Origin of the sequence: Micromonospora sp. NPDC051296 (assembly GCF_040682255.1) — a bacterium.
Classification (GTDB): domain Bacteria; phylum Actinomycetota; class Actinomycetes; order Mycobacteriales; family Micromonosporaceae; genus Micromonospora; species Micromonospora craterilacus.
In genome coordinates, this window is sequence record NZ_JBFBAO010000023.1 from 19,618 (window position 1) to 32,771 (window position 13,154).

Annotated in this window: 15 protein-coding genes; 6 read left to right on the plus strand and 9 right to left on the minus strand. The window is 70.6% G+C overall.

All coding sequences use genetic code 11. The annotated features are described in order from the left end of the window. Window positions 1-97: 97 nt before the first annotated feature. Window positions 98-1,060 (plus strand): DMT family transporter, encoded by a 963-nt coding sequence (locus tag AB0M52_RS04580; protein WP_363948831.1) that lies wholly within the window; start codon window positions 98-100, stop codon window positions 1,058-1,060. A gap of 22 nt (window positions 1,061-1,082) precedes the next feature. Here AB0M52_RS04580 and AB0M52_RS04585 read toward each other — a convergent pair whose 3' ends face one another. Together AB0M52_RS04585 and AB0M52_RS04590 are read right to left on the minus strand one after the other, a co-directional pair. Continuing rightward, window positions 1,083-1,811, minus strand: a complete 729-nt coding sequence (locus AB0M52_RS04585) for a GNAT family N-acetyltransferase (protein WP_363948834.1) — start codon at window positions 1,809-1,811, stop codon at window positions 1,083-1,085. 270 nt (window positions 1,812-2,081) lie between these two features. Then, on the minus strand, window positions 2,082-2,906 hold the full coding sequence (locus AB0M52_RS04590) for an SDR family NAD(P)-dependent oxidoreductase (protein ID WP_363948861.1): 825 nt from the start codon (window positions 2,904-2,906) through the stop codon (window positions 2,082-2,084). A gap of 115 nt (window positions 2,907-3,021) precedes the next feature. On the opposite strand from AB0M52_RS04590, the gene AB0M52_RS04595 reads away from it, so the two are divergent. Then, window positions 3,022-3,978, plus strand: coding sequence for a CoA ester lyase (locus AB0M52_RS04595; protein ID WP_363948836.1), 957 nt, complete (start codon window positions 3,022-3,024; stop codon window positions 3,976-3,978). 56 nt (window positions 3,979-4,034) lie between these two features. Here the strand turns inward: AB0M52_RS04595 and AB0M52_RS04600 are convergent, their stop codons facing one another. Continuing rightward, window positions 4,035-4,556: a DUF4190 domain-containing protein gene (locus tag AB0M52_RS04600; RefSeq protein ID WP_363948839.1), complete on the minus strand. Its 522-nt coding sequence runs from the start codon at window positions 4,554-4,556 to the stop codon at window positions 4,035-4,037. A 120-nt stretch (window positions 4,557-4,676) separates the two neighbouring features. On the opposite strand from AB0M52_RS04600, the gene AB0M52_RS04605 reads away from it, so the two are divergent. After that, a complete protein-coding gene (locus tag AB0M52_RS04605; RefSeq protein ID WP_363948842.1) occupies window positions 4,677-5,582 on the plus strand; it encodes an SDR family NAD(P)-dependent oxidoreductase in 906 nt (301 codons plus the stop codon). 39 nt (window positions 5,583-5,621) lie between these two features. Here AB0M52_RS04605 and AB0M52_RS04610 read toward each other — a convergent pair whose 3' ends face one another. Beyond that, on the minus strand, window positions 5,622-6,143 hold the full coding sequence (locus tag AB0M52_RS04610) for a DUF4190 domain-containing protein (RefSeq protein WP_363948845.1): 522 nt from the start codon (window positions 6,141-6,143) through the stop codon (window positions 5,622-5,624). A 210-nt stretch (window positions 6,144-6,353) separates the two neighbouring features. Here AB0M52_RS04610 and AB0M52_RS04615 point away from each other — a divergent pair, with 210 nt between their 5' ends. Continuing rightward, window positions 6,354-7,550: an acyl-CoA dehydrogenase family protein gene (locus AB0M52_RS04615; RefSeq protein WP_363948847.1), complete on the plus strand. Its 1,197-nt coding sequence runs from the start codon at window positions 6,354-6,356 to the stop codon at window positions 7,548-7,550. 64 nt (window positions 7,551-7,614) lie between these two features. On the opposite strand, the gene AB0M52_RS04620 is transcribed toward AB0M52_RS04615, so the two are convergent. Both AB0M52_RS04620 and AB0M52_RS04625 read right to left on the minus strand, forming a co-directional pair. Beyond that, window positions 7,615-8,022, minus strand: a complete 408-nt coding sequence (locus AB0M52_RS04620) for a CoA-binding protein (protein ID WP_111215229.1) — start codon at window positions 8,020-8,022, stop codon at window positions 7,615-7,617. Window positions 8,023-8,141: 119 nt separating this feature from the next. Further along, on the minus strand, window positions 8,142-9,185 hold the full coding sequence (locus AB0M52_RS04625; RefSeq protein WP_363948849.1) for an Rv2578c family radical SAM protein: 1,044 nt from the start codon (window positions 9,183-9,185) through the stop codon (window positions 8,142-8,144). A 91-nt stretch (window positions 9,186-9,276) separates the two neighbouring features. Between AB0M52_RS04625 and AB0M52_RS04630 the strand changes: the two genes are divergently transcribed. Next, the gene (locus tag AB0M52_RS04630; RefSeq protein ID WP_363948851.1) at window positions 9,277-9,681 is read left to right on the plus strand and encodes a DUF393 domain-containing protein; all 405 of its coding nucleotides are present in this window, start codon (window positions 9,277-9,279) and stop codon (window positions 9,679-9,681) included. A gap of 83 nt (window positions 9,682-9,764) precedes the next feature. Here the strand turns inward: AB0M52_RS04630 and AB0M52_RS04635 are convergent, their stop codons facing one another. The 3 genes from AB0M52_RS04635 to trxA all read right to left on the minus strand — a co-directional run bounded on the left by AB0M52_RS04635 (window position 9,765) and on the right by trxA (window position 11,692). After that, window positions 9,765-10,745, minus strand: a complete 981-nt coding sequence (locus AB0M52_RS04635; protein ID WP_363948852.1) for an MFS transporter permease — start codon at window positions 10,743-10,745, stop codon at window positions 9,765-9,767. After that, window positions 10,742-11,182, minus strand: a complete 441-nt coding sequence (locus tag AB0M52_RS04640; RefSeq protein ID WP_363948854.1) for a hypothetical protein — start codon at window positions 11,180-11,182, stop codon at window positions 10,742-10,744. Before AB0M52_RS04640 ends, AB0M52_RS04635 begins: the two co-directional genes overlap by 4 nt. A gap of 147 nt (window positions 11,183-11,329) precedes the next feature. Continuing rightward, window positions 11,330-11,692, minus strand: coding sequence for a thioredoxin (gene trxA, locus AB0M52_RS04645; protein WP_111215227.1), 363 nt, complete (start codon window positions 11,690-11,692; stop codon window positions 11,330-11,332). Between the two features lie 610 nt (window positions 11,693-12,302). Between trxA and AB0M52_RS04650 the strand changes: the two genes are divergently transcribed. Next, a complete protein-coding gene (locus AB0M52_RS04650; protein WP_111215226.1) occupies window positions 12,303-12,818 on the plus strand; it encodes a MaoC family dehydratase in 516 nt (171 codons plus the stop codon). The last annotated feature ends 336 nt before the right edge of the window (window positions 12,819-13,154 follow it).

Here is a 13,154-nt window from a genome sequence, read left to right on the forward strand (position 1 = left end):
CCTCCGGCGCGAGGTGAGAGGTCCCGACGGGACGTGCGTGATCGTAACCGAACGTTGACGGAAAGTGGCGGCCGGTGTCGTGTGAGGATTGCATCTCGTGCCACCTGAAGCCCACCGCCCGCCGCCGGATCTGCTGACCACCGGCGCGCTGGCCCTCGCCGTCGTCGCCGTGTCCTCGTCCGCACCGCTGATCGCGTTCGCCGCCGCACCCGCCCTGGCCGTGGCGTTCTGGCGCAACCTGCTCTCGGTGGCCGTGCTGAGCCCGTTCGCGCTGACCCGGCGGCGGGCCGAGTTCCGATCGCTGACCATCGGTGCCGGACGGCGGGACGGCGTGTTCTGTGTGCTGTCCGGGGTGGCCCTGGCAGCGCACTTCGCCACCTGGATGCCGAGCGCGAAGCTCACCTCGGTGGCCGCCGCGACGGCGCTCGTCGCCACCCAGCCGGTCTGGCAGGGACTGATCGCCCGCGCCCAGGGCCGCCGGCTGCCGTTGGGCATGTGGGCCGGCATCGGCCTCGCGGTCGTCGGTGCGGTGCTGGCAACCGGCGCCGACTTCACCCTCTCCGGTGAAGCCTTCGCCGGCGACCTGCTGGCGGTGGCCGGGGGCATGTTCGCGGCGGTGTACACCGCGCTGGGCGAGCGGGCCCGGGCCACGGTCAGCACCGCCACCTACACCACGATCTGCTACGGGGTGTGCGCGCTGATCCTGCTGGTGGTCTGCCTGGTCGGCCAGGTGCCGCTGGGCGGCTTCGACACCGGGACCTGGTTGGCCGTACTGGCCCTGGTCGGCGGCGCCCAACTGCTCGGCCACTCGATGTTCAACTACGCGCTGCGGCGGATCTCGGCCACCACGATCAGCGTGCTGATCCTGCTTGAGGCCCCCGGGGCGGCTCTGCTCGGCTGGGCGTGGCTGGGCCAGCTGCCCGACCCGGTGACCCTGCCCGGCCTGGCCCTGCTGCTGGCCGGCGTCGCCGTGGTGGTGCTGTCCAGTGCCCGGTCGGCCCGCCGTCTCCCACGGGTCACCACCGCCGTGCCCGCCGACACCGCCCCGCTGCGCGACTGAGGCCCGGCGTTCGCCGTCTTGGTCAGACCTCCTGCACCTCGAGTACGCGGGTGCTCGGCGCGGTCGCGCCGAGTGCCGCCCGCAGCGCCGCCCGCTCCGGGTCGACCAGGAACGCGTCGTAGCCGGCCCGGGTGTCGAACCGGATCACGTGCACCTCGGTACGCCCGTCGCCGGTGCGCAGCCGCCGCTCCACCCGGCCGCCATGTCGAGGCAGCAGGGCGAGCACGGTGTCCTCGTACCGTTGAGCGGCCTCGACCGCCGCGGCCGGCAACTCGACCAGCGCGACCAGGCGCACCGCGGCCGCCGAATCGGTGACCAGCGACTTCCAGAAGTGGTGGTCGACGTGGCCGCCCGGGATCCCCTCCCGGCGGCCGGTGTCGAGGTAACCGTGCCGGCGGTAGAACTCGGGAGCCTGGAACGAGAACGAGGCGACCGAGATCTCGGTGCAGCCCCGTCGCCGGGCCTCCTCCTCGGCCGCCCGCAGCAGCCGGCCACCCCAGCCCTCGCCCCGACGGTCCGCGCGTACCCACACCATGTTGATCCCGGCGCAGCTGCCCCAGCTCCACCCGGTCAGCCCGGCGACCAGCTCACCGTCGGGCGAGGTGATCCGGACGGAGAGGTCCGCCTCGTCGTCGGCACCGGTCGCCCGCTGGTTGAAGGCGGTCAGTTCCGCGTCCAGGCGGGCGTTGAGATCGTCGTCCTTGCCGAGCACCTGGACCCTGGTGTCGGTGTGGTCCCCCGTGGTCGTCATGGGCCGGAGTATCGCAACGCCCCTCGAATCCCGCGACCCCGTTGCCTCCGGTCGGCGCGGCGCGCTGACCCGCCCTCCACGCCTCTGTTCCCTGACCCCTTTGCTCTGCTCCCTGACCCCTTTGCTCTGCTCCCTGACCCCTTTGCTCTGCCTCAACCCGCGCACTGGTTACCGGCCGAACCGGTGCGCGGGTTGAAGCAGAGCAAAGGGCGCGGAGGCATCAGCCGGTGGCGCAGCCGCAGCGCGGCCGTGTCTGGCGCGTTCGCTCGATCAGCCGGCGACGCCGACCGCAGTGGCGCTGGCCGTCCAGAGCCGGGTCGCAAGCTGGGGGTCGGCCGCCTTGCGTAGCGGGCGGCGCGGCCGGCGGTCGAAGTAGTAACCGCCGCCGATCAGCCGGGACCGGTCCTGATTGGCCAGCCACACCAGCGTCTGCGCGCCCTTGACCGGGCCGCGCAACGGCAGCAGGCGCATGCCCACGGCGACCAGCCGGCTCTCGTTGCCGAACCGGGTCCGCACCACCCCGGGATGGAAGGAGTACGAGTCGACGGCCGGCCACCGGCGCGCCGCCTCCGCAGTGAACAGGATGTTCGCCTGCTTGCTGGTGCCGTACGCGGCCATCGGGCGGTAGCGGCGCAGCGGCGCGTTGAGGTCGTCCGGATCCAGCACACCGCTGCGGTGCGCGCCCGAGGCGGTCACCACCATCCGGCGGATCCGGTCGGCGAGCAGGTTGCTCAGCAGGAACGGGGCCAGGTGGTTGGCCTGGATGGACAGCTCGAAGCCGTCGACCGTGGTGACCGGCTGGAGCACGATCGCGCCGGCGTTGTTGGCCAGCACGTCGATCCGGTCGTACGCGGCGCGCAGCTCCTCAGCCAACTGTCGGACGTCGTCGAGTACCGCGAAGTCGGCGCGGAACACCTCGGGCCGCTCCCCGGACGCCTCGCGTACCTCGTTGGCCGCTGACCGCAGCCGGGACGGGTCGCGGCCCACCAATACCACCTGGTCACCACGGCGCGCCAGGTCGATCGCGGCAGCCAGCCCGATCCCGGAGCTGGCGCCCGTCACCACCACCATTCGACGGCCAGTGAGATCTTCCACAGGTCCATTCACCCCGGTCACGGGACGAGGTTACCGTGGCGTCACAAACACCTTTGGGATCGTTAAGTCTCAGGTGGCGGTGGCATGTCCGCCGCACCCGGAAGGAGCGCAGTCGATGGCCGTTGTTGGGCGCCCCCGCCGGTCCTGCCTGGCCGTGCCCGGATCCAGCGTCAAGATGCTCGGCAAGGCCCAGGGACTGCCGGCCGACCAGGTCTTCCTGGACCTGGAGGACGCCGTCGCGCCGCTGGCCAAGCCGGACGCCCGGAAGAACATCGTGGCCGCGCTCAACGAGGGTGACTGGGCGGGCAAGACCCGGGTGGTCCGGGTCAACGATCTGACCACGCCGTGGACCTACCGGGACGTCATCGACGTGGTCGAGGGCGCCGGCGCCAACCTCGACTGCGTGATGCTGCCCAAGGTGCAGGGCGCGGCGCAGGTGCACTGGCTGGACATGACCCTCACCCAGTTGGAGAAGACCCTCGGCCTCGAGGTGGGCCGGATCGGCATCGAGGCGCAGATCGAGAACGCGGCCGGCCTGGTCAACGTGGACGCCATCGCCGCCGCCTCGCCCCGGGTCGAGACGATCATCTTCGGCCCGGCCGACTTCATGGCCTCGATCAACATGAAGTCGCTGGTGGTCGGCGGGCTCATCCCGGACTACCCGGGGGACCCGTACCACTACATCCTGATGCGCATCCTGATGGCCGCCCGGATGCACGACAAGCAGGCCATCGACGGTCCGTTCCTACAGATCCGGGACGTGGACGCCTTCCGTGAGGTGGCGAGGCGCTCGGCGGCGCTCGGCTTCGACGGCAAGTGGGTGCTGCACCCCGGGCAGATCGACGCCGCCAACGAGGTCTACTCGCCGGCCCAGGCCGACTACGACCACGCGGAGTTGATCCTCGACGCGTACGAGCACTACACCTCGGAGGCGGGCGGCAGGCTCGGCGCGGTCATGCTCGGCGACGAGATGATCGACGAGGCGTCCCGCAAGATGGCGCTGGTGATCGCGGCCAAGGGCCGGGCCGCTGGCATGACGCGTACCTCCACCTTCACGCCACCCGCCGAATAGCCCGATCGATCACCGCCGTGCCCGCCCCGACCTCGGTCGGGGCGGGCACGTCCCGTTCAGACCGTGGACGAGTTCGCGATGACGAAGCCGATCGCGACGGCATAGCCGATGATCACCAGTGCGATCAGGCCGGTGAGGATCCAGCCGACGATGATGGCTGCCTTCGCCATCCCCTCGCCGCTCTCACCGTTCTCGCGGATCTGGCGCATCGCCACATGCCCCATGATCGCGCCGATCGGGGCGGTGATGCACGAGCCGATTCCGATCAGCGAGAGCACCAGGGCGACGATGGCCAGCGAGCTCGTCTGCCGCGGCGGCTGGCCGTACCCGGGCGGGTAGCCGTAGCCCGGCTGGGGCGGGTAGCCGGCGGGCGGGTACGGCGCGGCGGTCGGCGGCGTGCCCGACCCCATGCCGGCGTACGGGTCGGCCGGCTGGTACTGGTACGGGTCGTATCCGGTGGGCTGGTGCGGCACGGGCGGCTGGGCGCTCACCGGCAGGGTCGGGTCGGCCGGCGGTGTGGCGGGCTGACCGGTCGACGCGGGGTCGGGCCAGCCGCCGGACGGCGGGGGCTGTGTCATCAGGCTCACTTCCGTCGCGATGTTGTGGCGCAGTCAGGGTAGTCACTGCCGGGCAATCGCGACGCGCCCGGCAACGGGTGCGGCGTTGCCCGGCGCGACGGCAGAGGGCAGGATCTCGGCATGGGGATTGACGCGCGCGCGGCGGACCGGTCCGGCAACCGACCGAGACGGGACGTCAGCCGGCCGGGTGCCGCCCGACGCCCCCGCGCCGTTGCGGCGCCGGGGGCGGGCGACCACGACTCACCGGCCCCGCTGCCCGAGCCGGTGACCTTGCGGCTGGACGGCAAGGTCGCCCTGGTGACCGGTGCGGGCAGCCCGGACGGGATCGGATACGCCACCGCCCGGCGGTTGACCGACCTGGGTGCCCGAGTGGCGATCGTCTCGACCACCCGGCGCATCCACGAGCGGGCCGGCGAGCTCGGCGTGACCGGCTTCGTCGCCGACCTCACCGACGAGTCTGAGGTCGGTGCGCTGGCCGACGCCGTCGCCGAGCAACTCGGCGACGTCGAGGTGCTGGTCAACAACGCCGGCCTGGCCAGCCGGGCGAGCCCGGAGGTGCTGCGCCCGGTGGCCCAGCTCAGCTACGACGAGTGGCGTGGCGAGATCGACCGGAACCTCACCACGGCGTTCCTGTGCAGCCGGGCGTTCATCGGCGGGATGGCTGAACGTGGTTGGGGACGGATCGTGAACCTGGCGGCGACCGCCGGCCCGGTCAACGCGTTGCCGACCGAGGCGGCGTACGCGGCGGCCAAGGCCGGCGTGGTGGGGCTGACCCGGGCGCTGGCGATGGAGATGATCGCGGACGGGGTCACGGTCAACGCGGTGGCCCCGGGCACCATCTACACCGCCGCCTCGACGATGGCCGAGATCAAGCAGGGCCTGGGCACGCCGGTGGGTCGCCCCGGCACGCCGGACGAGGTGGCCGCGGCGATCACGTTTCTCTGCTCGCCCGCGGCGTCGTACATCACCGGCCAGATGCTGGTGGTCGACGGCGGCAACAGCGTGCGGGAGGCCCAGTTCCGCTAGGCGTTTCTGCTCCGGTCGTGGTTTCGCTCTGAGCGTGGCTCAGGTGTGGGTGCCGGAGCCGGCCCAGAGCGCCAGCGCGAGCCAGCCGCAGCAGGCAAGCAGGTAGATGCCGGTAAATATGTAGCTGAGGATCAGGCCCCAGGTGGCGAGCTGGTCGCCCTCCTCGCCGCTGGTGCGGAGCTGACGCTTGGCCAGGTGGCCCAGGGCGATGCCGGCGGGGGCGAAGACGAACGCGAAGACCAGCGACAGGATGGCCAGCACGTTGGTGCCGCCACCGCGCCCCGGGGGAGACGGCGGACCGTACTGCCCGTAGGGCACCTGCGGGGTGTACGGCGGCTGCTGTCCCCACTGCTGGCCGTGCGGCGGCTGGCCCGGATGCTCGTACGCCGGCTGCCCGTACGCCGGCTGCTCGCCCTGCGGTTGTCCGTACGCCGGCTGCCCGTACGTCGGCTGCTCGCCCTGGGGGTGCCCGTACGTCGGTGGTTGCCCGCCCGGCGGTTGTCCCCCTGGCGGTGGCTCGTACGGTGACGGCGGCTGGTCCGGCTCTGGCGGTTGGCTCACAGCTCTCCTCCTCCGTCCCGCAGTGCGGCGTCCCGTCCGGGTCGCCCTCGCTGGTGGGTGACGCCCCCATTGCGGGACGCTACCCGCAGCGGTGAACCTTTTCACAGCGGTTGTGTGGACTGGTCACCTTGGCCGCGCCGGCCCCTCGACCGATACTGATCGAGCGTTTAGTTACCTATGAGTAAGGCGCCAATTCCCCCGGAGGCTGAGATGGCTCGACTCGCCCAGACGCCCGGCCTGACCGACGAGCAGCGGTCGATCCTGGAGACCGTCCGGGAGTTCGCCGACAAGGAGATCATCCCGCAGGCGCAGCACCTGGAACACGCCGACGAGTACCCGACCGACATCCTTGACGGGATGAAGGAGATGGGGCTGTTCGGCCTCACCATCGCCGAGGAGTTCGGCGGCCTCGGCGAGTCCCTGCTGACCTACGCCCTGGTCGTGGAACAGCTGTCCCGGGGCTGGATGTCGATCTCCGGCATCGTCAACACGCACTTCATCGTGGCCTACCTGATCTCGCAGCACGGCTCCACCGAGCAGAAGGCACGCCTGCTGCCGAAGATGGCCACCGGCGAGGTTCGGGGTGCCTTCTCGATGTCCGAGCCGGAGTGCGGCTCCGACGTCTCGGCGATCAAGTCGAAGGCGGTCCGGGACGGGGACACCTTCGTCATCAACGGTCAGAAGATGTGGCTGACCAACGGGGCGTACTCCGCAGTGGTGGCCACCCTGGTAAAGACCGACACCGGTGCCGACTCGGTGTACGGCAACATGAGCACCTTCCTGCTGGAGAAGGAGCCCGGCTTCGGCGAGACCGCCCCCGGCCTGACCATCCCCGGCCGGATCGACAAGATGGGCTACAAGGGCGTCGAGACCACCGAGATGGTGCTCGACGGCGTCACCGTCCCCGAGACCGCCGTGCTCGGCGGCCCCGACCAGGTGGGTCGCGGCTTCTACCAGATGATGGACGGCATCGAGGTCGGCCGGGTCAACGTCGCGGCGCGGGCCTGCGGCATCTCCATCCGCGCCTTCGAGTTGGCCGTCGCGTACGCCCAGCAGCGCAAGACCTTCGGCCAGCCGCTCGCGAAGCACCAGGCCATCGCCTTCAAGCTCGCCGAGATGGGTACGAAGATCGAGGCGGCGCACGCCCTGATGGTCAACGCCGCCCGGCTCAAGGACGCCGGCCAGCGCAACGACGTCGAGGCCGGGATGGCCAAGCTGCTCGCCTCGGAGTACTGCACCGAGGTCGTCCAGGAGGCGTTCCGCATCCACGGCGGCTACGGCTACTCAAAGGAGTACGAGATCGAGCGGCTGATGCGGGAGGCCCCGTTCCTGCTCATCGGCGAGGGCACCTCGGAGATCCAGAAGACCATCATCTCCCGCGGCCTGCTCCGCGAGTACAAGCTCTGAGATGTAAGGAAGGGCCCCTTCTTAACGCCTCCGGTATAGCAGGGGCCCCCTTTTAACAGCCGGTTCAGCCCAGCCGGGTGAGGTTGGCGGCGGCACGTTCGATGATGAGGCAATGGTTCTCGACGTAGTCGACGCCGGCCTCCCGCGCGATCTGGCGCGCCTGCGGGGACACGATGCCCAGCTGCAACCAGACCGCCGGAGCGCCGATCGCCACCGCTTGGCGGACCACCTCGACGGCATCCTCCGCGGGGCGGAACACGTCGACCAGGTCGACCGGGTGCGGAATGTCGGCCAGGGAGCGGTACACCGGCTCACCGAACAGTTCGTCGGCGGTCGGGTTGACCGGGATGATCCGCCAGCCGTACCGCTGCATCTCGGCCGGCACGCGGTGCGCGGCCTTGCCCGGATCGCGGGACGCGCCCACGACGGCGATCACGGCGGAGTCGGCGAGGATCTGCTGAGCGGAACGCACCCGCCGACTCTAGCCATGTCGCGCAGGCCCGGTCCGGTGAGGACACGACCGCGGGCAGGGGCGACCCGACCGGGTGACGCGCCGCCGGACCTGGGAACCGGAGGGTCGGGTGGCCCCGCCTAGATCAGACTGAGCTGCTCGGGCGGCGGGGCCGGTGGTTGCGGCTGCTGGCGGTGGTCATCGCCCGCTGGGCGGCAAAGACCATGGCGGCGGGCGGCGATGCGCACCCGCGCGGTCAGCTCCCGCTGGTACGACTGCGGCGCGTAGGCGCCCGACCGGAACAACTCGCGGTAGCGGGGGACCAGGTGGGGGTGCTCCCGCGAGAGCCAGCGGGCGTACCACTCGCGGGCACCGGGGCGCAGGTGCAGGGGGAGCGGTGTCACGCTGGTCGCCCCGGCGGCGGCGATCGCCGCCACGGTGGCCTCGATGGACTCGTCGGAGTCGCTGAGGCCGGGCAGGATCGGTGCCATCAACACCCCGACCTCGAAGCCGGCGTCGGTGAACTGGCGTACCGCCGCCAGCCGCCGGCGTGGGCTCGGCGTGCCCGGCTCGACCGACCGCCACAGCCGCTCGTCGAGGAATCCCACCGAGAACGACACACCGACCCGGGTGACCTGGGCCGCCTGTCGCAGCAGCGGCAGGTCACGCAGGATCAGGGTGCCCTTGGTCAGGATCGAGAACGGGTTGGCGAAGTCGCGCAGGGCCTCGATGATCGGCGGCATGAGCCGGTAACGCCCCTCGGCCCGCTGGTAGCAGTCGACGTTGGTGCCCATCGCGAGGTGCGCGCCCCGCCAGCGCGGCGCGGCCAACTCGCGGCGCACCAGCTCACCGGCGTTGACCTTGACGATCACCTGCCGGTCGAAGTCCGCCCCCGCGTCGAGGTCTAGATAGGTGTGGGTGTTCCGGGCAAAGCAATACACGCACCCATGGCTGCATCCCCGGTACGGGTTGATCGTCCACTCGAACGGCACGCGGGACGCGCCGGGAACCTTGTTGATGATCGACTTTGCCCGCACCTCGTAGAAGGTCATTCCGGCGAAGCCGGGGGTGTCGAAGGTGCGTACGACCGCGCCGGGCAGCACCAGCGGCAGGGGTGGCGTCGCTGGTGCTGCCCGGTCAGGAACATCCTCAACCGGGGGAGCGGCAAGGTTGTCCCAGCGCATGGCCATCATTCGAACACACGTACGACTATGGTGCAAGTGACGCGCCGGACACCTCGGCGCGGGAGGAACGTGGCAGAGGGAAGATAGGGGCATGGAGACGTCGACCTTCGTCTACGACGGGGACTGCGCGTTCTGCAGCCGCTGTGCGGAGTTCATCGAGCGCCGGATCCCGACCGGCGCCCGGGTGCTGCCCTGGCAGTTCGCCGACCTTGACCGGCTCGGGTTGACCGAGGCCGAGTGCGACGAGGCGGTGCAGTGGGTCGGGTCCGACGGCAGTCGGGCCGCCGGCCCGGACGCCATCGCCGCGCTGCTCGCCAGCAGCGGGCGGCTGTGGCGGGCCGTCGGGGCCGGCTTACGGTTCCCGCTGGTACGCGCCGCCGCCTGGCCCGCGTACCGCTGGGTGGCCCGTAACCGCCACCGGATGCCAGGCGGTACGGCCACCTGCTCGTTGCCGCAGGAGACGCGGAACCGCCTCTACGGTCCGTCGGGTGGCTGAGACGCGGGCCCGAACTCAACTCGGGCAGCCTTTCGCCGCGAGGGCGGCCGGGCGGGCGGCCGGGGCGAGGTGGCAGGCAGGGCCTAGGGTGCCGCGGTTGTCCGGGACCGGCTCGCCTTCCGCGAGCGGGGTACGGCCCAGGCCCACCCCGGCCGGGTTGCGTCCGGTTGGCCGTCGGAGTCGGCCGTGGGCGTTGGCGAGGTGATCCCCGGGTCCAGCGTGGCGCGGCTGCCGGCGAGCCGGCCGGTCAGAAGCCGTCGGGCCACGACCAACGGGCGGATCTTCTCCAACGGCAGGAAGCTGGTCATGGCGACCAGGTGCGGTGCGAACGAGATGGTGATGGTCGCGATGGTGACCAGGTGGAACGAGTAGAAAAAGCCGACCGTGACGTGCCGCCAGCGCTCGGACAGCGCGAAGATCGCCGGGCTGAGCAGCTCGAAGGCGAGGATGCCGAACTGGGCGACGAGTAGCAGGTGCGGCACTTGGGCGATCAGATCGGCCAACTCGGTGCCGCGCCGGATGATTGCCTTCGCCAGCACCGAGCCGGTCGCCCAGTCCAGGCCGCCGAAACGGAACTTGGCCAGGGCGGCGAGGAAGTAGGTGCAGATCACCGCGATCTGGGTGACCCGCAGGGCCCAACCGCCGGCCTCGGTCGGGGTCGGGTCCCCGTGTCGGGCCCGGCCCGCGGTAGGCAGCACGGCCAGCGCGACGAGCAGGGCGAACCGGTCGTGGTCGACCTTCCCATAGCTCATCGCGACGATCATCCACTGGAAGTAGAGCGCGAATACCGTCCAGCCGAGCACCCGGTGCGCCCGTCCGGTGGCGGCGAGCAGGACGAGCACCAGCAGCGCCCAGAAGATCACGCCCACCAGCGCCGGGGTGGGGGTGGGCAGCGGCAGTAGGCGTCCGACGAACAACGGTTGGTACAGATCGCCGGGCACGTCGACACGGGCGCGTACCCAGGGGGTGAAGACGACCAGGTCGGCGGCGACGAAGAGGTAGATCAGGGTGCGGAAGGCGGCGATCCGGCCGCGCGGCACCGCCTCGGTCAGCCAGCGGCTCACGGCGTCGCCTGCCAGCGCACGACGGTCTCGTCGGACCACTGGCCGGTCGGCCGCCGGTCGGTGATGTCGTGCCAGCGGATCACGATCCGGACCTCGGCCAGTTGGGGAGCGTCGGGATGGCGTCGGGCGTACGCGTCGGCGACCTCGCGCAGCCGGGCGGGGTCGGCCAGGTAATAAGCCTGCTGGCCCTCGATCTCGGCCCGGCGGATGCCGGTCGCGCGCTCGCCGAGGTCGACCAGGTTGCCGGCGAGGTCGACCCCCTCCACCCTGGTGTCTGGGACGTTCGCGTCGGCCGGGTCCGAGGTGGAATACATCCTGAAGGGGCCGAACGGAAAGTGGTCGTCGTCGCCCCATACGGTGCCAGCCAATAGGACGGTTAGGCCGAGCGCGGTCACCGCCACCCGGATCGTGCGGCCGGGGCTCGTCAACGCATCCATCGGATGCAGAACATACGGTAGCGGCAGCCGGGGCGCGGGTCCGATCGGCCAGGCCGTGTCCCAGTTGTGACGAGTCGGGCCGGCGAGGATGGCCGAAGACGCCGACGGCCGGGCCCCTTGGGCCCGGCCGTCCTGTCGTCGGTGGCGTCAGTGCTTGTGCTCGGCGAGCTTCTTGCGTACGTCGTCCATGTCGAGGGCGCGCACCTGCTCGATGAGGTTCTCCAGGGCCGACTCCGGCAGCGCGCCCGGCTGGGCGAAGACGATCACCCCGTCGCGGACGGCCATGATCGTGGGGATGGACCGGATGTCGAACTTGGCGGCGATGTCCTGCTGGGCCTCGGTGTCCACCTTGCCGAAGGTGATGTCGGAGTGCTTCTCCGAGGAGCGCTCGTAGACCGGGGCGAACCGCTTGCAGGGGCCGCACCAATCGGCCCAGAAGTCGACCAGCACGATGCCGTCGCTCTCGGTCACCTGGTCGAAGTTAGCCGTGGTCAGCTCGACGGTTGCCATGTGAATCTCTCCGATCACGCGGAACAGCTACGTCTGGTGGAACCCGGGTGCACCCCAGCGCATTCCCGCCGAGGTGCCACCGAAACCCGGGGCGTGGCCGGCCTGGGGGACTTTGTCCGCATCGATCACCGTCGGTCCGCCCGGCGGTCGGCAGTTCGCAAATGCACGTCGCATTTGCCTAACCGGCCGTAATGGGAGCGTTTCCAGGGAGATCAGCGCACTGTCGCGCTACGGATTGGTAACTTCGACGTTGACTAGCGCCGATTCGACCTGCAGAGATCGCTTGTGGAGCGATGATCCGTCACGCTGAGTGATGTCACAAAAAGATAAATGTGACCTCGGTCTCTGTGCAGCCGGACAGGCATCCGGCAGAATCTTGAGGCATCAGAGCGTGGGCGGCGGGTGCCGGGGAGGGCCCCGCCGCTCATTGCGTCCGGCCTCGGTCGGCGGCTTCGCTCCGGCCGATCGTGCCCGCCTTGACCGGCCTTTCTCGGGCTGCGGCTTTCGGCTGCTGTGACTTTTCGATTCGCCCCGCGCCCCCAGGTTCGCCTTAACTGTCGATAAGGCATGCTGTGCCGAACTCCATCGCCGTCCGTCGAAGGGGACAAGGATGCAGTTCGGGCGTTACTACGAGGAGTTCGAGGTCGGCGCGGTCTATCGGCACTGGCCGGGCAAGACGGTCACCGAGTACGACGACCACCTGTTCTGCCTGCTCACCATGAACCACCACCCACTGCACATGGACGCGCACTACGCCGAGACGGCGAGCCAGTTCAAGCGCAACGTGGTGGTCGGCAACTACATCTACTCCCTTCTGCTGGGCATGTCGGTGCCGGACGTCAGCGGCAAGGCGATCGCCAACCTGGAGATCGAGTCGCTCCGGCACGTGGCCCCCACCTTCCACGGCGACACGATCTACGGCGAGACCACCGTGCTGGACAAGCGCGAGTCGTCCTCCAAGCCCGACCGGGGGGTGGTCGCCGTGGAGACCCGCGGCTACAACCAGGACGGCACGCTGGTCTGCGTCTTCCGGCGCAAGGTGATGGTCCCCAAGCGGGAGTACGCCGCGGCGTCGGTGCCCGAGGGCGTCGATCCGGAGCGGCCCAGCTTCCCCGAGCCGCGCTGAGCCGTACGCGACCCTGCCGGAACCACACCCCGGCCGGGCGCCCTCGCGCACCCCGTGCAAGCGAGATCAGGTGGATGGGCGTCCCGGCGGCGCGCCGCGGTGGGTTCGTCGCGGACCGGGTCCGGCCGCCGCCCAGGCGCATATGCTGGCGCCGGAGGTCCCGCCATGAGCGAGCGCAGCGAGCGAATCGTCCAGCTCAGTGCGGTGGTGCCTCATGCCGGCGCGGAGCGAACCGGAGTGCCGGCATGAGTAGCCCTGTGTCAAGCGGTGGTCGCCAGGACGGCCTGCAGAGCTCGGTGGCGGGCGGGGTCGTAGGGGATGCGGTCTTGCCAGCAG